Source organism: Selenomonas sp., from assembly GCF_052169755.1.
Classification (GTDB): domain Bacteria; phylum Bacillota; class Negativicutes; order Selenomonadales; family Selenomonadaceae; genus Selenomonas.
Map to the genome: position 1 here is coordinate 1 of NZ_JBQNBV010000009.1, position 23,287 is coordinate 23,287.

Consider the following 23,287-nt stretch of genomic DNA (forward strand, 5'->3'; position numbering starts at 1 on the left):
TTTTTGGTTGTGAACCAAATTTTGGCTAAGGGGTGAGGGATTTAATGTTTAGTCCTGTGCCGGTGGGCAAGAGAAACAGGTATACCTATGCGAGAATCAAGGAAGTCATGGATATGCCGCATCTTTTGGATATTCAGAGAAACTCTTACGAATGGTTCTTGAAGGAGGGCCTGCAGGAGATTTTCCAGGATATTTCACCGATTCAAGATTTTACTGGAAATCTTGTGCTGTCCTTTGAGAACTTTTCGCTCGGTGAGCCGAAGTACGAGCTTGACGAGTGCAAGGAGAGGGATGTTACGCTCGCGGCGCCTTTGCGCGTCAACGTGCGCCTGATCAATCGCGAGACGGGCGAGATCAAGGAGCAGGAAGTTTTCATGGGCGATTTCCCGCTCATGACAGATACAGGAACCTTCATCATCAACGGTGCGGAGCGCGTCATTGTCAGTCAGCTCGTGCGCTCGCCGGGCGCCTACTACGGCGAGACGATTGATCCGACGGGCAAGAAGCTCTACAATGCGACGATCATCCCGAATCGCGGCGCGTGGATTGAGCTTGAGACGGATGCAAACGACGTCATTTCTGTGCGCATCGACCGCACGAGGAAGCTGCCCGTGACCATTCTCGTGCGTGCGCTCGGCTACAGTTCCAACAGCGCGATTGCCGAGTTGTTCAACTACGATGAGCGCATCCAGGCGACGTTAGAGCGTGATGGCGCCAATTCCAAGGAAGAAGCGCTCGTCGAGATCTATAAGCGTCTGCGTCCCGGTGAACCGCCGACGGTTGACAACGCACAGCAGCTCCTCGACAGCCTTTTCTTCGATCCCAAGCGGTATGACCTTGCGATGGTCGGCCGCTACAAATTGACGAAAAAGCTCGGCTGGAAGAGGCGGCTCCTTGGCAAGGTGCTCTCGCAGCCGATCGTGGATACAGAGACGGGCGAGGTCGTCGTCGCGGCGGATGTCGTCGTCGATGAGGCGATGCTCGATAAGATTACGGCGGAGCAGGAAGATGCGCTTTTCGGTGCGGATAAGCCTGCCGTTTTCTTCGTGCGCACGCAGAACGGCGACGGCAAGAGCATGAAGATGCTCTGCTCGCGCACGTTGCCTTACAATCATCGTACGATTACCTGCAACGATGTCATGGCGTCCATCAATTATTTGCTGAACCTCATGGACGGTTTCGGCACGACGGACGACATCGACCATCTTGGCAATCGGCGCGTGCGCTCTGTCGGCGAACTTCTGCAAAACCAGTTCCGCATTGGACTTTCGCGTATGGAGCGCGTCGTCAAGGAACGCATGACGATTCAGGACGTCGATGTCATCACGCCGCAGGCGCTCATCAACATCCGTCCCGTCGTCGCCGCAATCAAGGAATTCTTTGGTTCGTCGCAGCTCTCGCAGTTCATGGATCAGCACAATCCGCTGTCCGAGCTTACGCATAAGCGCCGTCTCTCGGCGCTCGGTCCCGGCGGTCTTTCGCGTGAGCGCGCGGGCTTTGAGGTGCGCGACGTCCACAATTCGCACTATGGGCGCATGTGTCCGATTGAGACGCCGGAAGGTCCGAACATCGGTCTGATCGGCTCGCTTTCGAACTATGCGCGCGTCAATCAGTTCGGCTTCATGGAAACGCCGTATCGCAAGGTGGATAAGGCGTCGAAGCGCGTGACGGACGATGTGCGCTATTTGACGGCGGATGAAGAAAACAAGATCGTCATCGCGCAGGCGAACGAACCGCTCGATGAAAACGGCTGGTTCGTCAACGAGCGCGTCACGGCGCGCCACAATGAGGAAACGGTTCTCGTTTCGCGCGACCGCGTCGATTACATGGACGTTTCGCCGAAGCAGGTCGTTTCCATCGCTACGGCGATGATTCCGTTCCTTGAGAATGACGACGCAAACCGCGCTTTGATGGGGGCGAACATGCAGCGTCAGGCTGTGCCTCTTTTGCGCACCCAGGCGCCTTTGGTCGGCACGGGCATGGAATACAAGGCAGCGTGCGACTCGGGTGTCATGATTCTCGCGAAGCGTGCGGGCGTCATTGAAAAGGTCACGGCAGATCAGATACAGGTGCGCACGCATGAAGGCGATCTCGACATTTATAAGCTGCAGAAATATCAAAGGTCGAACCAAGGCACCTGCATCAATCAGGTCCCGATCGTCGAGAAGGGCGAGGAAGTGTTCGAAAAGCAGCCGATCGCCGACGGTCCGGCGACAGATCACGGTGAGCTTGCGCTCGGTTACAATATTATCGTCGCTTACATGCCGTGGGAAGGATATAACTACGAGGACGCCGTGCTTCTTTCGGAAAATCTCGTGAAGCGCGACCTCTATACATCCATTCATATCGAGGAGTACGAGTGCGATGCGCGGGATACGAAGCTCGGTTCGGAAGAAATCACGCGCGACATCCCCAATGTTGCGGAAGATGCGCTGAAAGATCTCGATGAGAGCGGTATCATTTCCATCGGTGCAGACGTGCTGCCGGGCGATATCCTTGTGGGCAAGGTCACGCCGAAGGGCGAGACGGAGCTGACGGCGGAAGAGAGGCTTTTGCGTGCGATCTTCGGAGAGAAGGCGCGCGAGGTGCGCGACACGTCGCTTCGTGTGCCGCATGGCGAGGCGGGCAAGATCGTAGACGTCAAGGTGTTCAGCCGCGAAAACAACGACGAGCTGCCGCCGGGCGTCAACAATCTCGTGCGCGTCTACATCGCGCAGAAGCGCAAGATCTCGGTCGGCGACAAAATGTCCGGCCGCCACGGCAACAAGGGTGTCGTCTCGCGCATCATGCGTCAGGAAGACATGCCGTTCCTGCCGGACGGCACGCCGGTCGATATCGTTCTCAATCCGTTGGGCGTGCCTTCGCGCATGAATATCGGGCAGATTTTGGAAACGCATCTGGGCATGGCGGTGCGTGCGCTCGGAATGCAGATCAAGGCAGGCGATCCGACGGTGGGCGAGCGTCTGCGCTCGATCGGCTACGATGTAGAGACGCATGGTCTGCCGAAGCCCGATGTCGCGGGCGTTCATATCGCGACGCCGGTCTTTGACGGCGCGGGCGACGCCGAGGTGTTCGGTACGATTCGCGCGGCGGGGCTTCCTGAGGACGGCAAGACGATCCTCTACGACGGACGCACGGGTGAACCCTTTGAAAACCGCGTGACGGTCGGCTGTGTTTATATGCTCAAGCTGCACCATCTTGTCGACGACAAGATCCATGCGCGCTCGACAGGTCCGTACTCGCTCGTCACGCAGCAGCCGTTGGGCGGCAAGGCGCAGTTCGGCGGCCAGCGCTTCGGAGAGATGGAGGTCTGGGCGCTTGAGGCCTACGGTGCGGCATACACCCTGCAGGAAATTCTCACGGTGAAGTCCGACGACGTTGTCGGACGCGTCAAGACGTACGAAGCCATTGTCAAGGGGGAGAACATCCCTGAACCCGGCGTCCCCGAATCGTTCAAGGTGCTCATCAAAGAGTTGCAGAGCATCGGTCTTGACATCAAGGTTCTTACCGAAGACGCACAGGAGATCGTCATTCATGATGATGACGATGATATCAATGCGACGGCGCGTGAGCTTGATCTCGATGTTGCGGGCGTCGCGGCACAGAAAGAGCGGGAACAGCCGCCTGCGGAAGCGGGCGAAGATGCCGAGAAAGAGGAGACATCCGAAGAGGCGGACGGCGATGATATCATTGCCGATCTTGGGAGTCTTGATGCCCTGGGGGCGTTGGACGACATCGCTGACAGTGCGATGAACGACGACGATTTCTCGGATAAGTAGAAGGGAGTGAACCCTCGTTGTTGGATGTAAACGAATTTGACTCGATGCGCATCGCTCTGGCTTCGCCGGACAAGATCCGCGAGTGGTCCTATGGTGAGGTCAAGAAGCCGGAGACGATCAACTACCGTACGCTCAAACCGGAACGCGATGGACTCTTCTGCGAACGCATCTTTGGTCCGACGCACGATTGGGAATGCCACTGCGGCAAGTACAAGAGGATTCGCTATAAGGGCGTCGTCTGCGACCGCTGCGGCGTCGAAGTGACGCGCGCCAAGGTGCGCCGCGAACGCATGGGTCATATTGAGCTTGCTGCTCCCGTTTCTCATATCTGGTATTTCAAGGGCATACCGAGCCGCATGGGACTCATCTTGGATATTTCTCCGCGTTCTTTGGAAAAGGTTCTCTACTTCGCTTCCTACATCGTGCTCGATCCGGGCGATACGCCGCTCATCAAGAAGCAGCTTCTGACGGAGAGTGAGTATCGCGACAACCGTGCGAAGTACGGCAGCGCTTTCCGTGTGGGCATGGGAGCCGAGGCGGTAAAGGAGCTTCTTGCGGAGCTTGATCTCGATAAGATGAACGAGGAGCTTCGCAAGGATCTGCGCGAGGTCAGCGGACAGCGCAAGATCCGCGCGATCCGTCGTCTCGAAGTCGTCGAGGCGTTCCGCAAGTCGGGCAATCGCCCCTCGTGGATGGTGCTTGACGCCGTCCCCGTCATTCCGCCCGAGCTTCGTCCTATGGTGCAGCTTGACGGCGGACGGTTCGCGACGAGTGATCTGAATGACCTCTATCGCCGCGTCATCATCCGCAACAATCGCTTGAAGCGTCTTTTGGATCTCGGTGCGCCGGACATCATCGTTCGCAACGAAAAGCGTATGCTGCAGGAGGCCGTTGACGCTTTGATCGACAATGGCCGCCGCGGCCGCCCCGTCACGGGGCCGGGCAATCGTCCGCTGAAATCGCTCTCCGATATGCTCAAGGGCAAGCAGGGACGCTTCCGCCAGAATCTTCTCGGCAAGCGCGTCGACTATTCGGGGCGTTCCGTCATCGTCGTCGGGCCTGAGCTGAAGCTGCATCAGTGCGGTCTGCCGAAGGAAATGGCGTTGGAACTTTTCAAGCCCTTCGTCATGAAGCGGCTCGTGAGTTCTGAAGTCGCGCACAACATCAAGAGCGCCAAACGTATGGTTGAGAGAGCGCGTCCCGAGGTTTGGGATATGCTCGAAGAGGTCATCAAGGAGCATCCTGTCCTCTTGAACCGTGCGCCGACGCTGCATCGTCTCGGCATCCAGGCATTCGAGCCTGTGTTGACAGAAGGGCGCGCACTGAAGCTCCATCCGCTCGCCTGCACGGCGTACAACGCGGACTTCGACGGCGACCAGATGGCGATTCATCTGCCTCTGTCGGCAGAAGCACAGGCAGAGGCGCGCATACTCATGCTCGCTGCGAATCACATCCTCGCGCCGAAGGACGGCAGACCGATCATCGTGCCGACGCAGGATATGGTGCTTGGCGCGTATTATCTGACGATTCTTCGGCCCGGCGCTTTGGGCGAAGGCAAGCTCGTCACGGGCATCGAGGAAGCTCTTTTGATGTATCAGCATCAAGAACTTGCCCTGCAGGCGGAGATTCAGGTGCGCATCAAGGAATACGGTCTTGTCAGGACCTCGCTCGGCCGCATGATCTTCAATGAGATTCTGCCGCCGGAGCTTCGCTATTACCACAAAGACGAGGAAACGGGACAGTGGAGCCTTGGCATCCGCATGGATAAGAAGCAGCTTGGCAAGCTCGTAGCAAACTGCTTTGACCATTTCGGCGCTGCACGTACGGCTGCCGTCATCGACGACGTCAAAAATCTTGGCTATCATTATGCGTGCCTCGCAGGCATGACGGTCGCGATTTCCGATATCATCGTGCCCGAGAAGAAGCAGGAGATCCTCGCTGCGACGAAAACGCAGGTCAACGGCATTGAGCGGCAGTTCAGCCGCGGTCTCATCACCGATGAGGAGCGCTACAACAAGGTCATCGCGCTTTGGACGCAGGCGACGGACGATGTGACGGACGCCATGATGGACAACATGGACGCTTTCAACCCCATCTTCATGATGGCGGACTCGGGGGCGCGAGGCAACAAGCAGCAGATGCGTCAGCTTGCCGGTATGCGCGGTCTCATGGCTGACCCGTCGGGCAAGATCATCGACCTGCCGATCACAGCGAACTTCCGTGAAGGTCTTACTGTTTCCGACTACTTCATTTCCTCGCACGGTGCGAGAAAGGGACTTGCCGATACGGCGCTTCGCACGGCGGACTCGGGCTATCTCACGCGCCGTCTCGTGGATGTCGCGCAGGATGTCATCGTGCGTGAGGACGACTGCGATGTGGAGAGCATCAACTTGCTGCGTGAGCGTGCGAGTCTTGCCGAATCGGCGGCAGATGCCATTGAGATTCTCGATGAGCAGCTGGTCGGTCGCCTGACGGCGATGGATGTTGTGAACCCGGAGACGGGGGAACTTCTCCTGCCGCAGGATACGGTGCTGACAGAGGGCGATTTGGAGCTTCTCGCCGAAGAAAATGTGCATGAGATTGTTCTGCGCGGCTCGTCTTTGACGTCCGAAGCCATTATCAGCAGTGCAATGGTTTCGGAGAAGATCGCCCTCGGTGAACCCGATGAGGCGCGTCGTGCTGAGATTAAGCACGCCATGATTCACGAGATGCTTGGCAAAGAAACGCGCTATGCCGTTGTTGACAGTGCAGGCGTGGAAGTTGTTCCCGCTGCGGTCGCTTTGACACAAGAGCAGATCGAGGCGATCCTTGCAAGTGACGCCAAGGAACTCAAGGTGCGTAATAACAACGTGCGCGGCATTGAAGTCGAAGCCATCAAGGAGGGCAACGGCATCATCGAATCGCTGGAAGATCGCATCACAGGCCGTGTGCTTGCCGAGGACATCTTCAACCCCGAAACGGGAGAAAAAGTCGCCTCGCTCAACGATGCGATTGACGAAGCGCTTGCCAAAAAGATTGCTGCGGTGCGCGAGCGCGTGTCTATCCGCAGCGTCTTGACCTGCAAATCACAGTTCGGCGTCTGCGTCAAGTGCTACGGACGCGACCTCGCGAACCAGACGGAAGTCGAGGTCGGTGAAGCTGTCGGTACGATTGCCGCGCAGTCTATCGGCGAGCCGGGCACGCAGCTCACGATGCGCACGTTCCATACGGGCGGCGTCGCCGGCGAGGACATCACGCAGGGTCTGCCGCGCGTCGAAGAGCTTTTCGAAGCGAGAAAGCCCAAGCACCATGCGATCATCGCCGAGATCGAAGGAACGGTCGAGATCACGGATACGGGCAGGGGCATGAGAAAGCTCCTGATCGTCCCTGAATCGGGTGACTCGCGCGAGTATGCGATTCCCTACGGCGCACGTCTCGTAGCGCACGACGGCGATCATCTCGTACCCGGCGATCGCCTGACGGAAGGCTCGATCAACCCGCACGACATCCTGCGCGTCTGCGGTCTGCGCGACACGCAGCGCTACCTCGTCTACGAGGTGCAGAAGGTCTACAAGTCGCAGGGCGTTGAGATCAACGATAAGCACATCGAGGTCATGGTGCGCCAGATGCTCCATAAGGTGAAGATCGAGGAGGCAGGAACGACGAGTTTCCTGCCCGGCGAATACGTCGATATCAACTCCTTTGAAGCCGCGAATGCTGTCGCCATCGAAGCCGACGGTGAGCCTGCCGTCGCAAAGCCGATTCTTCTCGGCATCACGAAGGCGTCGCTGGCAACCGATTCTTTCCTTTCGGCGGCATCCTTCCAGGAAACGACACGCGTCCTCACCGACGCTGCTATCAAGGGCAAGGTCGATCCGCTGATCGGTCTCAAGGAGAACGTCATCATAGGCAAGCTGATTCCTGCCGGAACGGGTATGGGGCGCTATCGAAACGTCGCAGTCGTCGATCCGAATCCCCCCGTGCCCGAGCCGCCCGAAGGCGATGGCGAGGAAACAGCCGCCGATCAAGACGAGACATCGGCTGTAGAATCGACGCCGGAAGCGGAAGAGCCTGTTGAAGAGACGGCGGAGAAAACGGCGGAAGAAGAAAATATCGGCGCTTGAGAAAGCTGACATCACAAGCAGCAAAGAGCCGAAAAGATTTCACTGTTTACATTTTCTACATTTGATGATACAATAACAGAAGTCAATTTAAGTCGTTTGTATGAAAGAGTGGGCGTCAGCCCACTCTTTCATCTTATGCACAGGAGCCTGTTTAACAAGAGAGGCGGCTCTTGTGTGAAGTATGCGCGGCAAAAGAGGAGGGCTTTTGTGGCAAAACAACTGGAAGAGGCCGTGGAGGCGATCGTTGAGGACATCGTTCGAGATTCCGCTATGGAAGTCGTCGATGTTGAGTATGTCAAGGAACGTGACTGGTATTTGCGCGTCTATTTGGATAAAGAGGGTGGCATTGAGATTGATGACTGTCAAAGAGTCAGTGAGGAACTTGAGAAAATCCTTGACGAGAAAGACTTGCTGAACGAGGCATATATCTTGGAAGTTTCGTCGCCGGGACTGGATCGCACTTTGAAAAAGGCACGAGATTTCGAGCGTGAGCAGGGCAAGATGGTCGAGGTGACATTCTATGCACCCGTGGACGGCGAAAAGATCTGGGTGGGGACGCTCACGGGCTACGACCGAGAGAAAAATGCCATCGTTTTAGACGGCGAAAGAGAAATTTTTTTGGAAAAAACGGCACAAGTGCGTCTGCACATAGATTTTTGACCATTTGGGAGGAAGAGCGTTGGCCAGCAGGAAAGAGAAGGATCAGAAGAAGGAGAACGAAGGCGGTTTTTTGGAGGCCGTACATGCATTGGGGAAGGAGAAGGGCCTCGAAACAGAGGTGCTTTTCGATGCGATCGAAGCGGCTCTGATTTCAGCTTACAAGCGCAACTTTAATGCTGCGCAGAATGTACGGGTTGCATTGGACCGCGTGACGGGCAAGTATCATGTTTACGCGACGAAAACCGTTGTGGAAGAGGTCGTTGACGACGTTACAGAGATTTCGCTCGGTGAAGCGCGCGCGATCAAAGCCGACTATGAACTTGACGACATCATCGAGATTGAGGTGACGCCGGCAAAGTTTGGGCGCATTGCAGCGCAGACGGCAAAACAGGTCGTCGTGCAGCGCATCCGTGAGGCGGAGCGCGGCATCGTTTACGAAGAATTTTCCAATCGCGACGGCGATATTGTTACGGGTCTTGTGCAGCGCACGGAAGCGAAGAATGTATTCATAGACCTTGGCAAAACGGAAGCGGTTCTGACGCCGACAGAACAGATTCCCGGAGAAGAATATCATCATGGCGACCGCATCAAAGCCTATATTATCGAAGTCAGCAATACGGTCAAGGGCCCGCAGGTTCTTGTATCAAGAACGCATCCGGGACTTTTGAAGCGGCTTTTTGAGCTTGAGGTGCCTGAGATTCAAGAAGGCGTCGTGGAGATCAAGTCGGTAGCGCGAGAGCCGGGAATGCGCTCGAAAATTGCCGTTTACTCGAAGGATGAGAATGTTGATCCCGTCGGATCGAGCGTCGGTCACAAGGGGATGCGCGTGCAGGCGATCGTGGATGAGCTGCGCAACGAGAAGATAGACATTGTCAAGTGGAATCCTGAGCCGGCGAAATTCATCGCCAACGCTTTGAGTCCCGCCAAGGTCATTTCTGTCGCCATCAACGAAGACGCGAAGGAATCGCGCGTCGTAGTTCCCGGCTATCAGCTCTCTCTTGCGATCGGTAAAGAGGGACAAAATGTCCGCTTGGCAGCAAAACTGACAGGTTGGAAGATTGACATAAAGAACGAAGAGCAGGCGGCGGCAGAAACTCTTGATGAAAGCATGAATGTCATAGAGGTGACGGGCGAAGAGTCGTTTACTGCTGAAAGCGATGCCGTATGAAAAATTTGAAAAAAAGCCCGGAACGCATGTGCATCGGCTGTCGCACGACGCATCCGAAGAAGGATATGATCCGTGTCGTCCGCAGTCCGGATCAGGCGTATTTTGTGGATCTGACAGGCAAAAGCCCCGGACGGGGAGCATATATTTGCCGCAATGAGGAATGTTTCCGCCGTGCAGCGAAAGAGCATGGCTTTGAAAGAGCTTTCAAGAGCAATGTAGAAGCTGCCGTGTATGAGAGTCTGAGGAAAGAGATTTTCCCGAACGAGGCAGCAAGGGAAGAAAGCTGAAATCAACGGGGGTGGATCGATGTCGAAGTATAGAGTTTATGAATTGGCAAAGGAGTTCCAAACGGAAAGCAAGGTTGTCTTAGATATTTTAGCGCGTAATAAATTCCGTGTGGCAAACCATATGAGCAGTGTCGGTGAAGATGAACGCGCAGCCGTAGCACGCGCCTTCGCGCCGAAGCAGGCAGCGCCCGCCGCACCGAAAACGCCTCCGGCGGACGCACAGAAGAAAGCGCCGCAAAATAAGCCGAAGCCGCAGGGGCAAGCGCAGGCGCAGGCAAATGCCGCTTCCGGCGGCGGACGCAGGTCGCCGCGCGGCAAAAGCGGCGGCGGAACGGGTGCAAGCCCTGCGGCGAATCGTCCGCGGCAAAGCGGTGCGTCCCAGCAAAAGCGAGGCGCGAATGCAGGCGCTTCAGCGAACGCCGGTGCAGCAAAGCGGCCATCGCAGGAGCGTCGCGGCGGTAACGGTGCACAGCGCGGCAATGCCAATGGGCAGGGCGGCAATCGCAATCGCGGCGGCAGTTCTGCTGGCGGCGGAGCCGCGAACAACGCAGGCGGCTGGAACAATCGCGGCGGCGGCAGCAGCCGCGGCAAGTTCGGAGGCAGTAAGAACAATCGCGGCCGCAACAATCAGCGTCAGAAGCAGCCCGCCCCTAAGGTAGAGATTGCACATCCGACGCATATCAAGGTCGGTGAGAGCATCGCCGTCAAGGATCTCGCGAGCAAGATGAGCTATACGGCGACGGAAGTCATCAAGAAGCTCATGCTCATGGGCATCATGGCTACGATCAATCAGGAGATCGACTATGAGACAGCGGCGCTCGTCGCCATCGAATTTGGCGTCACTTGTGAAGAACTGCCGCCCGAGACGGATCCCACGGAGATTCCTGAGATCGAGGACGATCCTAAGTCGCTCGTTGTTCGTCCGCCGGTCGTCACGGTCATGGGACACGTCGATCACGGCAAAACGTCGCTTCTCGATGCGATTCGCAAGACCTCGGTATCAACGCATGAGGCGGGCGGCATCACGCAGCATATCGGCGCCTATCAGGTCATGTGTCAGGGCAAGAAGATCGTATTTCTCGATACGCCGGGGCATGAGGCTTTCACAGCCATGCGTGCGCGCGGCGCACAGGTGACGGATATTGCCATTCTCGTCGTAGCGGCTGATGACGGCGTCATGCCGCAGACCGTTGAAGCGATCAACCATGCGAAGTCGGCAGGCGTTCCCATTATCGTCGCCATTAACAAAATTGATAAGCCCGGCGCGAATCCCGAACATGTGAAGCAGGAACTTTCCGAACATGAGCTTATCCCTGAGGACTGGGGCGGCGACACGATTATGACACCTGTCTCGGCAAAGCAGAAGCAGGGGCTGAATGATCTGTTGGAAATGGTCCTTCTTGTCGCAGAGGTTAAGGAGCTCAAGGCGAATCCAAACCGCGATGCACGCGGCGTCATCATCGAAGCGCAGCTCGACAAGGGACGCGGTCCCGTCGCGACCGTTCTCGTGCAGAACGGCACGCTGCGTATCGGCGACTCCATCATCGCGGGCACGACCTTCGGCAAGGTGCGTGCCATGATCAATGACCGCGGAGAAAATGTGAAGAAGGCGGGACCTTCCGTTCCTGTTGAAGTGCTTGGTCTTTCCGATGTGCCTGAAGCGGGCGACGTCCTTGCGGCGCTCGATGAAAAGCTCGCACGCTCCATTGCATCCAAGCGCATTGAAAAGAAGCGTACGGAGCTGATCCGCAGCAAGAAAGTATCTCTGGACGACCTCTTCCAGCAAATTCAGGACGGCAACATCAAGGATCTCAACATCGTCATCAAGGCGGATGTGCATGGCTCGGTGGAAGCGCTCGCCAGCTCCTTGCTTTCGCTCAATAAAAACGATGAAGTGCGCGTCAATATCGTCCATTCCGGCGTCGGCGCAGTCAACGAGTCTGATGTCATGCTTGCCGCTGCATCCAACGCGCTCATCATCGCCTTCAATGTGCGCCCCGACGCCAATGCCCGCCGCGTAGCGGACGCCGAGAGCATTGATATTCGCACATACCGTGTCATTTATGACGCCTTGAACGACGTCAAGGACGCCATGTCTGGTATGCTTGCGCCGAAGTACAAGGAAGTCGTGCAGGGCAAGGTGGAGATCCGCCAGGTGATGAAGTTTTCGAAAGCGCTTGTTGCAGGATCTTATGTCTTGGAAGGAAAAATTACGAACGCCTCGAAGATTCGCATCATCCGCGACAACATTGTGGCTTTTGATGGAGAGATTGATTCTCTGCGCCGTTTCAAGGATGATGTGAAGGAAGTCGCCGCCGGCTACGAATGCGGCATCACGATCAAGGATTACCGCGATTTCCAAGAAGGCGACATCATCGAAGCGTACACGATGGAAGAAATCGAAACATCCATCACAGAAGCGAACAAGGAAGCTGCCAAGAAGCGCGATCAGCAGGAGCATACGAAGAAGGAAACGTCCTCTGGGGACAATGCTTGAAGGATGTGAGAGGAATTGAGCCAGCTTCGCATAGAAAAAGTGCAGGAACTGATGAAGCAGGAAATCAGCCAAATCATTCTGCAAGAGCTGAAAGACCCGCGCATCGGCTTCGTCACCGTGACGAAAGTGGAGATGACGGGCGACCTTCGGGAAGCAAAAATCTTTGTGAGCATCATGGGAAAAGACGATGCGCTGCAAGACACGCTGCAGGGGCTGAAAAGTTCCTTGGGATTCATTCGGCGGGAAATCGGCAGGCGCATACGCCTGCGCTTTACGCCGGAGATTTCCTTTGCTCTGGATAATTCGCTTGCATACAGCTCGCATATCCAAGAACTCCTGATGCGTGTGAATCAAAACGACAAAGCGGAAGAGTGAGAAATATGCGGATTTCATTGAAAGAAGCAGGCGAACTGCTCAAGGCGGCACAAAACATCATCATCACGGCGCATGTCAATCCCGACGGAGACGCCATCGGTTCGTCTTTGGGCGTCATGCACTGTCTGCGCAGCCTCGGCAAAAGGGTGCGTGTCGTCATCGACGACGATATTCCGAGCAATTTTGCGTTCCTTCATGCCGGTGATATCATCGAAAAGCCGATCGTTACAGCAGACAGTGAGAAAGAGGCTGTCGATCTGCTGCTCATTCTTGATACGAGCAGCGAGCGGGTGGGCAAGGTGCTGGAAGCGTTTTCTCCGTCGCAGATCCTCAACATCGATCACCATGTCACGAATCCTCTCGCTTGTCCGGCAGTCTATCTGGATCCGGACAGTGCGGCAACGGCAGAAATCATCTATCGGCTGCTGCACGAGATTGGGGAGGAAATTACGAAAGACATCGCTATGGCTGTCTATACAGGATTGGCAACGGATACAGGGTTTTTCCGCTTTCCGAACACGACGCCTTTTACCATGCGTGCGGCGGCGGATCTCTTAGAGCGCGGCGCAGAGCCGGGGCTTATCTCAGAAGCCGTAGAAGCGAAGCCGTTTGCACGCGTTGTAGGCATGGCTCGCGCACTCGAAACGACCGAACTTCTTTATGACGGCAGACTCGCAGGCATCTTCCTTGATCGCGCCGCCGCAGAAACGCTTGATTCGACGGAGGGGCTTATCGACGCAATGCGCACCATCGAAGGAAGCGATGTTTCCGTCCTTTTGAAATGGAAAGAGGACAATGTTTTCCGCGTGAGTATGCGCTCTAAGAATACGGATGTGAGCAAGGTGGCGGCGAGCTTTTCCGGCGGCGGTCATGCAAGGGCGGCGGGCTGTACGCTCAAAATGGGCTTTAGCGAGGCGAAAATGACGATTCTCGATGCGCTTGGAAAAGCGATGGCGGAAAAGTAATGGCGGCGGGATTTCTCAATGTCTTAAAACCGCCGGGCATGTCCTCGCACGATGTTGTGGCAAACGTGCGTAAAATTTTTCATACAAAGCGCGTGGGACATGCCGGTACGCTCGATCCCGGAGCCGCAGGCGTTCTGCCGGTCGCTCTCGGTCATGCCACGCGGCTCGTCGAGTACATATCCTCTGCGGGGAAAGCCTACCGCTTGGAACTGCTGCTCGGCGTTTCAACGGATACAGGCGATGACGGCGGCGCCATCCTCGAATGCAGACGTGATTTCCCTATACCGTCGAGAGAAGCCGTACTTGCGGCGATGCAGAAATTCACCGGCACGATTCTACAGCGTCCGCCCGTTTACTCGGCGATCAAGCTGCATGGCAGGCGGGCGTATGAGCTTGCACGCGAGAAGCAAGCGGTTGAAATGCCGCTGCGTCAGGTGACGATTCACGATTTGCGCCTTATTGAAGCGCACAAGTCGCAGTTTCTTTTCGATCTCGAATGTTCAAAAGGCACGTATGTGCGCAGCTTCTGCCGCGATTTCGGCGAGGCTTTGGGCATACCTGCGACGATGGGATTTCTGCTGCGTACGCGCGTCGGCAGTTTCTTTCTGCGCGAGGCTTTTTCCTTGGAGGAGATCGCGCGATTCGGCGAAGAGACGCTCGTGCCGGCAGAAACGGCGGTTTTGCATCTGCCGCGCTTTGAGATGCCCGAGCATCGCATCCAGCCGTTTCTTCATGGTCTTTCGACAGGCGGCATGGAGCTTACGGCAGAAGAAAAACTTCTGCGCGTCTATGGCAGGGGACGCTTCCTTGGCATCGGTCGCTATGAAGCGGCGATGCAAGAGCTTCGTCCTGTCAAAGTATTTCGAGAGATGTCCGATTGAGGGCATTTCGATTGCGGGGAGATTGATCCATGCAGCGGTTTTCCAAAATCACACATTTAGCGGATTCCTATCGGGGCGTCGTCATAGCGTTGGGAACCTTTGACGGCGTTCATATCGGACATCAAAGCATCTTGCAGAGGGCACGGGAACTGGCAGCCGAAATCGACGGCGTCAGCATGGCGTTCACCTTCCAAAATCATCCGCTCTCCGTCGTTTTTCCTGAGCGCGCGCCCAAACGGATTCGCGATATCGACTCAAAAGAAGCGATCATCGAAAAACTCGGTGTAGATATTCTCATGAATGTCCCTTTTACGAAAAATTTTGCCGCCATCTCGGCAACGGGCTTTCTCAAGCTGCTGCAGGAGAATTTTTCGCCCGCTTATGTTGTCGTAGGCGCAAACTACACGTTCGGCTTTCAAGGCAAGGGCGACTCTGCTCTTTTGCAGAAGATGGGGGAAGATTACGGCTTTATATCGCGCATCGGCGGTTCCGTGCTGCGCGACGGACAGATGGTGAGCAGCACGCGGATCCGCAGCTTGATCGCTGCAGGCGATCTTGCGCATGTCAATGAGTATCTGCAATGGCCGCTTGATTATGCAGGCGTCGTCACCTACGGTGAGCAGCGCGGCCGCGCACTCGGCTTTCCGACTGCCAATATCGCTTTAGATGATGCATACGCGCTCTTGCCAAACGGCGTCTATGCCGTTCGCGTCCACTTTGACGGCGCCGTTTATATGGGCGTCGCCAATATCGGCTCCAATCCCACGTTTGAGGAAGTAGAGCGGCGGATAGAAGTACATATCCTGCAGTTTGGCGGCGATCTTTACGGCAGGAAAATTCGTCTGGATTTCTTGGGGAAACTTCGCGATGAAAAGAGATTTTCCGGTGTAGACGCACTGATTGAACAGATTCACTGCGACATCGAACAGGCGCATCGTTTTTGGGATATATCTGTGCAAGCAGGGAGGCTGCCGCATGGCGAAAAGCAAGGCTGACATTTTAGGAATCCATGTGGATGCTCTGACGATGAGTGAAGCCGTGGAGTGCATCAAAGGCTTCATTGAGACGCGGGATCCTGCGCTTATCGCCACGGCAAATGCAGAAATGATCATGCGTGCGACATACGATCAAGAACTCAAGATGATCTTAAACGACGCAGCGCTCGTCGTCCCCGATGGCGCCGGCACCGTTTGGGCGGCGCACCATCTGGGGCATGTTATGCCGGAGCGCGTGGCAGGCTACGATCTCGCACAGGAACTCATGCGTGAGGCTCCGCATAAGGGGTATCGCATCTTTTTCTTCGGCGCGGCGCCGGGCGTAGCCGAAAAGGCGAAGAAGAAAGCGGAGAAGCTATATGCGGGAATCGAAATCGTCGGTGTTCGAAACGGCTTTTTCACAGAAAAGGATGAGCCGGAAATTCTCCGTGAAATTCAAGCGGCATCGCCTGACATTCTGTTTGCCGCACTCGGCGTGCCCAAGCAGGAGAAGTGGCTTGCTGCGCATCTGCACGAACTTTCCATCCCCGTTTCTATGGGCGTCGGCGGCACGCTCGACGTCATGGCGGGCGTCATGAAGCGCGCGCCGCGCTGGATGCAGAAGGCAAAGCTCGAATGGCTCTTTCGCGGAGCGCTGCAGCCGAAGCGCGCGGGCAGGCTCATGGCGCTGCCGCGCTTCGTATGCAAGGTCATGGCGTATAAAAAGAGTAGACAAAGAAATGGAGCTAGACTATAATTAGGGAAATACCTATGCATTCAGCTCCCAGCTGTGCAAATCTGGAAGACGGCATTTTATCCGTGGTTTTTTAAGAGAGTCTATGATGAATGTACTCTGCAGAGAAAATAAATATCTGCAGATTCTTGTGTTGCGCAAAGATGTGTAAGGAGGTATTGCCTATGTTGCTGTTCCCAGTTGTTCGCGAGGGATACGTTTTCATTCTTGCAGCCCTCGTTCTTGGGATGATTGCCGGCTTGGCAGTACACCCTTACCTTGCCGTTCCCTTGATCATTCTGGCATTTTACTTCGCCTACTTCTTTCGCAATCCGAAGAGGAATATTCCGGCGGATCCGTTGGCGATCGTTTCTCCGGCAGATGGAACGGTGCAGGAAGTCGTTTCTCTCGAAGATGATGATTTTTTGAAGCAGCCGTGCAAGAAGGTCGTCATTTTTCTCTCTGTATTCGACGTCCATGTGAACCGCAGCCCCATCGAGGGAGAGATCAAGATTCAAAAGTATGTATGCGGACGCTTTCGGCCGGCATATAAGGATACCGTAGGATTCGAAAACGAACGGCACATGATCGGCATAGAAAATCCGCGGCTGCGCGTGACGGTCACGCAGATCGCCGGTATCCTTGCACGACGCATCGTTTCGTGGGTCACGCTTGACGATGTGTTAGAAAAGGGGGAGCTGTACGGCTTGATTCGCTTTGGTTCATGTACAGAGCTCGTCGTGCCGGCGGAAGTAGAGATTTTTGTAAAGAAAGGCGACAAGGTCGTCGGCGGTGAAACAGTGATCGGAAGGCTTGGTGAAACATGTATAAGAGCTTGATTCCCAATATATTGACCTCAGCCAATCTGGTGCTTGGCTTCTGCTCAATTCTGTCCACATACAATGCAAATTATACATGGAGCACCATCTTCATCCTGTTCGCACTGGTGGCGGACGGCTTGGACGGTCGAGCCGCGCGTTTCTTCGGCGTGAGCAGTGAGATCGGCAAGGAGATGGATTCGCTGTGCGATCTCGTTTCCTTTGGCGTCGCGCCCGCGTTTCTTGCATATTCCTATTGCCTGAAGGACTACGGCTATTTCGGATGGGCTGTCGCCATCGCGTTTGCTCTGTGCGGCGCATGGCGCTTGGCGCGTTTCAATGTAAATGTCGCTGTCGTACACGGTTTCTTCATGGGCTTGGCGATTCCGGCGGGCGGCTGTCTTGTGGCGACTGCAATCTGGTTCTTCCGCTCCATCGGCATGGAAACGGCGTCGCTTGAGCCGGCTTTTCCGTTGGTGATGATCGTCGTCGCCTATCTTATGATCAGTGAAGTACATTATCCGGATTTCAAGGGGAAGGGTGAAAAAATTTTCCTTGTTTCAAAAGTTTTCGCCATACTGCTTTTTGGAGGCATTCTGTTCCTGGGGCGCGATGCGGTTTTGAGCGCCGTGCTTTTTGGTGTTTTCAGCACATATTCTGTTTTTGGTCTTTTCAATTTCAGCTTATCACGGCTCTTTCGTAAATAAGGCGGCATTTGATGGAATAAAGGGGAAAGACGTTTATGAATTATGCGTTTGACATTGTGATGTTTCCTTTGCAAGTCATCATATTATTGTTTACGTTGTATTATTTCTTTATCGGCTTTTGCGGCATGTGGCGCAGGAGTGAGAATAAGATCCTGACTCCGAAAAAGACCTTTGCCGTCATCATTGCCGCGCATAACGAAAGCGCTGTTATCGGACAGCTGCTGCAGAATCTGCAGTCGTTGGAATATCCAAAGACGCTTTATGATGTCTTTGTCATTGCGGATAACTGCAACGACAACACGGCGGAGATCGCGCGCAGTTACGGCAGCATCGTCTGTGAAAGAACGCATCCGACGAAGAAGAGCAAGGGATTCGCTATGGAGTGGATGTTCGAGCGCCTCTTTAAGATGGAAAAAAAGTACGACGCTGTCGTCGTATTCGATGCGGATAATCTCGTTCATCCGCGTTTCCTGATGGAAATGAACAATCGCCTCTGTAAGGGCGATCGCATCATTCAAGGTTATCTTGATGCGAAGAATCCTTATGATACATGGGTTGCCGGAACCTTTGCCATCGCCTTTTGGGTCATCGACCACATCAGTCATCTGGCAAAAACGAACATCGGTCTTTCCGCGGTGCTTGGCGGCACGGGCATGTGTATTACGACCGATGTTCTTGAGCGCTACGGTTGGCGTGCGACATGTCTGACGGAGGACATGGAGTTTACAATGAAGTCCTTGGCGGAAGGCATCAAGACGACATGGGCGCACGACGCCATCGTTTACGATGAGAAGCCGCTGACATTCATGCAGTCGTGGCGTCAGCGCAAGCGTTGGGCGCAGGGGCAGTTTGACGTGGCGCATCGCTACATCCCCAAAATGCTCAAAGAGGGGATCAAGCGCCGCGACATCCGCATCCTTGACGGCTGTCTTTACCTCCTGCAGCCGCACTTTTTGATGATTTCCACCTTTTTCATCGCAATCAGCTACATCCAATCGGCATTTCCACCATTTTACACAAACATCTACAATATCATCCCTTCGCAGCTCATGACCGCGATTATGCTTGGACAATACATCCTGCCCATGATCATCCTGCTCAAAATCCAAGTCAAGTGGAAAGCTTGGTTTTATATGCTGCTTTATCCTGTATTCATCTATTCGTGGGTTCCCATCATCTTCCTTGGATTCATCCATCGAAACGATCATGAGTGGAGCCATACGCAGCACACGCGCGCCATGAGTTATGACGACATCATCGGCAACGTGAAGAATACGACGATAGGGCGCGACGCATCCAATCAATAAAAGAAAACAGGCTGCCGCAGTTTCGCGGCAGCCTGTTTGATAAAGGGGAAAATTTTTATGTTTGAAATTAAAGTCGAAGCAGAATTTGAAGCTGCGCACCGCATTGTAAATTATCCGGGAAAATGTGATCGTCTGCATGGACACAACTGGAAAGTGGAGATGAAGATCACCGGAAAAGTCTTAGATGACCTCGGTATGCTTATCGACTTCAAAGAAGCAAAGGCAGCGCTCAAGGAAGCGACCGATGAACTTGACCATCGCTTCCTAAATGAACTGGAGCCTTTTTGCACGATGAATCCGACGGCAGAAAATATCGCGCAATACATCTATGACAAACTCAAGAATCATGATCTGTTTCAGACGGCGCCTGTACATCTTGCTGCCGTCTGCGTTTGGGAATCGCCGCGCGCCTGCGTGACATACAGCGAGGACGACTAAGGTATGGAAGAAAACATCCTCGAAATATTTTCTTCCATACAGGGAGAGGGGAAGTATATCGGCGCACGTCAAGCCTTCATCCGCTTCGCCGACTGCAACATCCGATGCCGGTTCTGCGATACGAGATTCCAGCCGGCGGATTGCTGTCAAATAGAAACGCTTCCCGGTACGGGCGTATATGAAAAACTTCCGAATCCCCTATCCGTGAAGGAAGTCGCCAAAAGAATCCGTGCTTTCGTCAAGCCCGTGCAGCATCACTCCATCAGTCTGACCGGCGGAGAGCCGCTTCTTCACGCACGCTTCATCCGCGCACTTGCTTCCGAAGTAAAAGCGCCGCTCTTTCTTGAAACGAACGGCACGCTCTACGAAGAGATGGAACGTCTGCTCGATGTAGTCACCTATGTCAGCATGGATATCAAGCTGCCGAGCAGCACAGGAAAACCGCTCTGGGAGGCGCACGAGCGATTTTTGTGTCTGCTGCGCGGTCACGATGCCTATGTCAAAATCGTCGTAGCGGAAAATACAGAGGAAGAAGAACTGCAGCAGGCGGTGCAGCTCATCGCAAACACCATTCCTCAAATGCTTCTCGTACTCCAGCCGGTCACGCCATTTGGCGGTTTGCGTGCGCCGTCGGCGGGGAAACTGCTTCGCCTGCAAGCGCAGGCTGCGCGTACTTTGCCAGAGGTTCGCGTCATTCCGCAGGCACATCGTATGATGGGACTGCTCTAGGGGCTGCGCCATTCGAATATGTTCTTTCCTGCACCGATAATTGCAAGGAAACTCTGATAAAATGAAGCCGTCCGAATATCTGAAGATAGGACGCTGCATGTATCCGTGATTCCTCAAGTGCAGGATTTTTTCTTGTAAGCGCGGTATGTTTCGAGCATCTCATCTCGCGTCTGCGCCTTAGGCCAAAGTTCCCCGACAGCATTTTCCCGCATGGCGGCAGCCAGATGATGATAAATTTGCGGATCTTTTTTCTCCCAACGAGAGATCAGATCCTTTACATCCTGACGCATCGTCGTGCCATCGAGCGGGCATGGAGAGGGAATAGGAGTAAACCCATGTATTGCAATCGCGTCGCGAATCTCCGCCTCACGAAAATAGACGAGCGGACGGATCACCGTAATATCCGACCGATCCAGATAGGTCTTTGGCGTAAATGTATGAATTTGGCCCGAATATAAAAGGCTCATAAGAAAAGTTTCTACAGCATCGTCGTGGTGATGGGCATAGGCTACTTTATTACATCCATGCTCCTTCGCGTAGCGATTGATCGCACCGCGCCGGAAAAAAGCACAAGTAAAGCATGGATTCTTCTCCGGCGTATGTTCGATCGTGTCGGCAATATTCACGGAAACGGCTTCGAAAGGAATCGAAAGGTCTTTACAGAACGAAGCGATACGTTCGACAGGAAAATCCTTTGTGAACTGCGGATCAATCGTCAAAGCATGAAGCGAAAATTTCTTCTTTAGGCGCTTTTGCAGGATCGCAAGTGCATAAGTCAAAAATATACTGTCCTTGCCGCCGGAAATGCCGACCAAGATATGATCCTCTTCCTCGATGAGCTGAAACTCTACGACAGCGCGCATGAGTTTACTGAAATAAAGTTGTGGCAGATGGTTCATGTCAGGTGCTCCTTTTGCTTATTTCTATAATCCTTGAGGAACGGATGCCGCGCCTCAAGATCTTGGGGCGTGTTTTCTTTGTATCGACAGAATGGCGGGGGCTATAAGGGAAAATATAGAAGCTGTCAAAATAAAAAAGTAAAAGAAAAAGGCTTTCAAGCAAAACGCTCGGAAGCCCTAAAAATTCTATGGTGCCGAAGGCCGGACTCGAACCGGCACGTAGGGTAACTACGCTTGATTTTGAGTCAAGTGCGTCTGCCAATTCCGCCACTTCGGCACATTGTGTCAACGTATGCAATGATATCATTCCAAAAAGATTTTGTCAATACCTTGCTATGAAAAACTAAGGAGTCAAGGCTTTAGATACAGCGCATCTGTGCAATTCTAGGCGACTTCATTTTATCAGCGCTTTCCTAGGCTTCTGTATGCCCTGAAAGTTTATGCAGGATTTTTGCACAGGCGACGGTGCGCGCGATTATTTTGAAGTTTACTGCTTTACAGTTTTGTCCCTTATGATATAATGAAAAGCACAGCGTTTGCTTTGGCTGTGCTTTTCATTATACTTAATTTGCAGGAGGTTTGATTCATGGCGCGAGAAACGCTCAAGAGCCGCTTCGGCTTTATTCTCCTCAGTGCCGGCTGCGCGATCGGCATCGGTAATGTCTGGAAGTTTCCTTATCTCGTCGGGCAGAACGGGGGCGGCGCTTTTGTGCTGCTCTATCTCTTTTTTCTCATCGTGCTTGGCATCCCCGTCATGACGATGGAGTTTTCCCTTGGCCGTGCAGCGCGGCGCAGCCCCGTTCGCATGTATCAGAGACTTACATCGGAGAAGTGGGGCTGGCATTGGCACGGCTATGCCTGTTGGCTCGGCTGCATTATGCTCATGATGTTTTATACGACGGTCGCGGGCTGGATGCTTCTTTACTTCTATCAGACAGCGTGCGGCGCGTTTTCCGGACTTTCTCCGAAGGAGATCGGCGCGGCTTTCGGCTCGATGCTCGGCGATCCGATCTTGCAGGTCGTGCCGATGACGATCGTTGTCATCAGCGGCTTTATCATCTGTTCGCATGGTTTGCAGTCGGGCTTGGAGCGTGTGACGAAGGGGATGATGGTACTCCTGCTCGTCATCATGGTCGTGCTCGCCGTAAACAGTTTGTTTCTCGACGGTGCGGCTGAGGGCATCTCCTTCTATCTGCGCCCTGACATCGCGAAGATGGAGGAGATCGGCTTCACGAACGTCATTGTTGCGGCGATGAATCAGGCGTTTTTTACGCTGAGTCTCGGCATCGGCGCTATGGCGATCTTCGGCAGCTACATCCCGAAGGATCATGCGCTTCTCGGCGAGTCGGTCAATGTCGCTCTTCTCGATACCTTCGTTGCTATCACGTCGGGTCTCATCATTATCCCTGCATGTTTCGCCTACGGCGTTGAGCCGGACAGCGGACCGGGATTGATCTTCATCACGCTGCCGAATATTTTCAACCACATGGCGGGCGGCGTTCTCTGGGGCAGTCTGTTTTTCCTTTTCATGACATTTGCAGCGTTTTCTACGGTGCTTGCTGTCTTTGAAAATATCATGGCGTGTACGATGGATTTGACGGGATGGAGCCGCAAGAAAACAGGTCTTATCAATGGCGCGGCGATTCTTCTGTTGTCGCTGCCATGCGCTTTAGGTTTCAATATTCTTGCAGGCGTTCATCCGATGGGCGGGGAGAGCAGCTTCCTCGATCTGGAGGATTTCATCGTGAGCAATATTTTGCTGCCCGGCGGTTCGCTCGTGTTCGTACTCTACACGATGCACCGCTTTGGCTGGGGTTGGGAGAAGTTCTATGAAGAGGCGAATCTGGGGAGCGGCATGAAGCTTCCCCCGTGGGCGCGCAGTTACTTTGCTTATGTTCTGCCGCTCGTCGTTGGCGCGATTCTCGTAATGGGATTGCTGTGAAAAGCAAATGCGAGCAAAGAAAAAG

The 23,287-nt window shown here is 54.4% G+C and carries 18 protein-coding genes and 1 tRNA gene; 17 read left to right on the forward strand and 2 right to left on the reverse strand.

What is annotated here, in order from left to right; all coding sequences use genetic code 11:
- Nucleotides 1-44 precede the first annotated feature (44 nt).
- The 16 genes from rpoB to ACTTKG_RS01545 all read left to right on the forward strand — a co-directional run bounded on the left by rpoB (nt 45) and on the right by ACTTKG_RS01545 (nt 20,421).
- Nucleotides 45-3,779: a DNA-directed RNA polymerase subunit beta gene (gene rpoB, locus ACTTKG_RS01470; RefSeq protein ID WP_442672488.1), complete on the forward strand. Its 3,735-nt coding sequence runs from the start codon at nt 45-47 to the stop codon at nt 3,777-3,779.
- Nucleotides 3,780-3,796: 17 nt separating this feature from the next.
- Nucleotides 3,797-7,882, forward strand: coding sequence for a DNA-directed RNA polymerase subunit beta' (rpoC, locus tag ACTTKG_RS01475; RefSeq protein ID WP_442672489.1), 4,086 nt, complete (start codon nt 3,797-3,799; stop codon nt 7,880-7,882).
- Nucleotides 7,883-8,089: 207 nt separating this feature from the next.
- Entirely contained in the window at nt 8,090-8,542 is a 453-nt protein-coding gene (gene rimP, locus ACTTKG_RS01480) for a ribosome maturation factor RimP (RefSeq protein ID WP_442672490.1), read from the forward strand.
- Nucleotides 8,543-8,612: 70 nt separating this feature from the next.
- A complete protein-coding gene (nusA, locus tag ACTTKG_RS01485; RefSeq protein ID WP_442672510.1) occupies nt 8,613-9,710 on the forward strand; it encodes a transcription termination factor NusA in 1,098 nt (365 codons plus the stop codon).
- Nucleotides 9,707-9,997, forward strand: a complete 291-nt coding sequence (rnpM, locus tag ACTTKG_RS01490; RefSeq protein WP_442672491.1) for an RNase P modulator RnpM — start codon at nt 9,707-9,709, stop codon at nt 9,995-9,997. Before nusA ends, rnpM begins: the two co-directional genes overlap by 4 nt.
- 19 nt (nt 9,998-10,016) lie before the next feature.
- Nucleotides 10,017-12,494 carry a translation initiation factor IF-2 gene (infB, locus tag ACTTKG_RS01495; RefSeq protein ID WP_442672492.1) on the forward strand — a complete coding sequence of 826 codons (2,478 nt, stop codon included), beginning with the start codon at nt 10,017-10,019 and terminating at the stop codon, nt 12,492-12,494.
- A gap of 15 nt (nt 12,495-12,509) precedes the next feature.
- A complete protein-coding gene (gene rbfA / locus ACTTKG_RS01500; RefSeq protein ID WP_442672493.1) occupies nt 12,510-12,869 on the forward strand; it encodes a 30S ribosome-binding factor RbfA in 360 nt (119 codons plus the stop codon).
- 5 nt (nt 12,870-12,874) lie between these two features.
- A complete protein-coding gene (locus ACTTKG_RS01505) occupies nt 12,875-13,834 on the forward strand; it encodes a DHH family phosphoesterase (RefSeq protein WP_442672494.1) in 960 nt (319 codons plus the stop codon).
- Complete coding sequence (gene truB, locus ACTTKG_RS01510; RefSeq protein WP_442672495.1) at nt 13,834-14,715, forward strand: tRNA pseudouridine(55) synthase TruB; 882 nt, start codon at nt 13,834-13,836, stop codon at nt 14,713-14,715. Before ACTTKG_RS01505 ends, truB begins: the two co-directional genes overlap by 1 nt.
- A 29-nt stretch (nt 14,716-14,744) precedes the next feature.
- Nucleotides 14,745-15,710: a riboflavin biosynthesis protein RibF gene (gene ribF, locus ACTTKG_RS01515; protein WP_442672496.1), complete on the forward strand. Its 966-nt coding sequence runs from the start codon at nt 14,745-14,747 to the stop codon at nt 15,708-15,710.
- Complete coding sequence (locus ACTTKG_RS01520; protein WP_442672497.1) at nt 15,691-16,446, forward strand: WecB/TagA/CpsF family glycosyltransferase; 756 nt, start codon at nt 15,691-15,693, stop codon at nt 16,444-16,446. Before ribF ends, ACTTKG_RS01520 begins: the two co-directional genes overlap by 20 nt.
- A gap of 161 nt (nt 16,447-16,607) precedes the next feature.
- Complete coding sequence (locus tag ACTTKG_RS01525) at nt 16,608-17,261, forward strand: phosphatidylserine decarboxylase family protein (protein ID WP_442672498.1); 654 nt, start codon at nt 16,608-16,610, stop codon at nt 17,259-17,261.
- Entirely contained in the window at nt 17,246-17,947 is a 702-nt protein-coding gene (pssA, locus tag ACTTKG_RS01530; RefSeq protein WP_442672499.1) for a CDP-diacylglycerol--serine O-phosphatidyltransferase, read from the forward strand. Before ACTTKG_RS01525 ends, pssA begins: the two co-directional genes overlap by 16 nt.
- A gap of 35 nt (nt 17,948-17,982) precedes the next feature.
- Nucleotides 17,983-19,254, forward strand: a complete 1,272-nt coding sequence (locus ACTTKG_RS01535; RefSeq protein WP_442672500.1) for a glycosyltransferase family 2 protein — start codon at nt 17,983-17,985, stop codon at nt 19,252-19,254.
- A 57-nt stretch (nt 19,255-19,311) separates the two neighbouring features.
- Nucleotides 19,312-19,692 (forward strand): 6-carboxytetrahydropterin synthase QueD, encoded by a 381-nt coding sequence (gene queD / locus ACTTKG_RS01540; protein ID WP_442672501.1) that lies wholly within the window; start codon nt 19,312-19,314, stop codon nt 19,690-19,692.
- Between the two features lie 3 nt (nt 19,693-19,695).
- Nucleotides 19,696-20,421, forward strand: a complete 726-nt coding sequence (locus tag ACTTKG_RS01545; RefSeq protein ID WP_442672502.1) for a 7-carboxy-7-deazaguanine synthase QueE — start codon at nt 19,696-19,698, stop codon at nt 20,419-20,421.
- A gap of 113 nt (nt 20,422-20,534) precedes the next feature.
- Here ACTTKG_RS01545 and ACTTKG_RS01550 read toward each other — a convergent pair whose 3' ends face one another.
- Entirely contained in the window at nt 20,535-21,320 is a 786-nt protein-coding gene (locus ACTTKG_RS01550) for a tRNA 2-thiocytidine biosynthesis TtcA family protein (RefSeq protein ID WP_442672503.1), read from the reverse strand.
- A 189-nt stretch (nt 21,321-21,509) separates the two neighbouring features.
- Nucleotides 21,510-21,597, reverse strand: a tRNA-Leu gene (locus ACTTKG_RS01555).
- Between the two features lie 309 nt (nt 21,598-21,906).
- Here ACTTKG_RS01555 and ACTTKG_RS01560 point away from each other — a divergent pair.
- Nucleotides 21,907-23,262: a sodium-dependent transporter gene (locus ACTTKG_RS01560; RefSeq protein WP_442672504.1), complete on the forward strand. Its 1,356-nt coding sequence runs from the start codon at nt 21,907-21,909 to the stop codon at nt 23,260-23,262.
- The last annotated feature ends 25 nt before the right edge of the window (nt 23,263-23,287 follow it).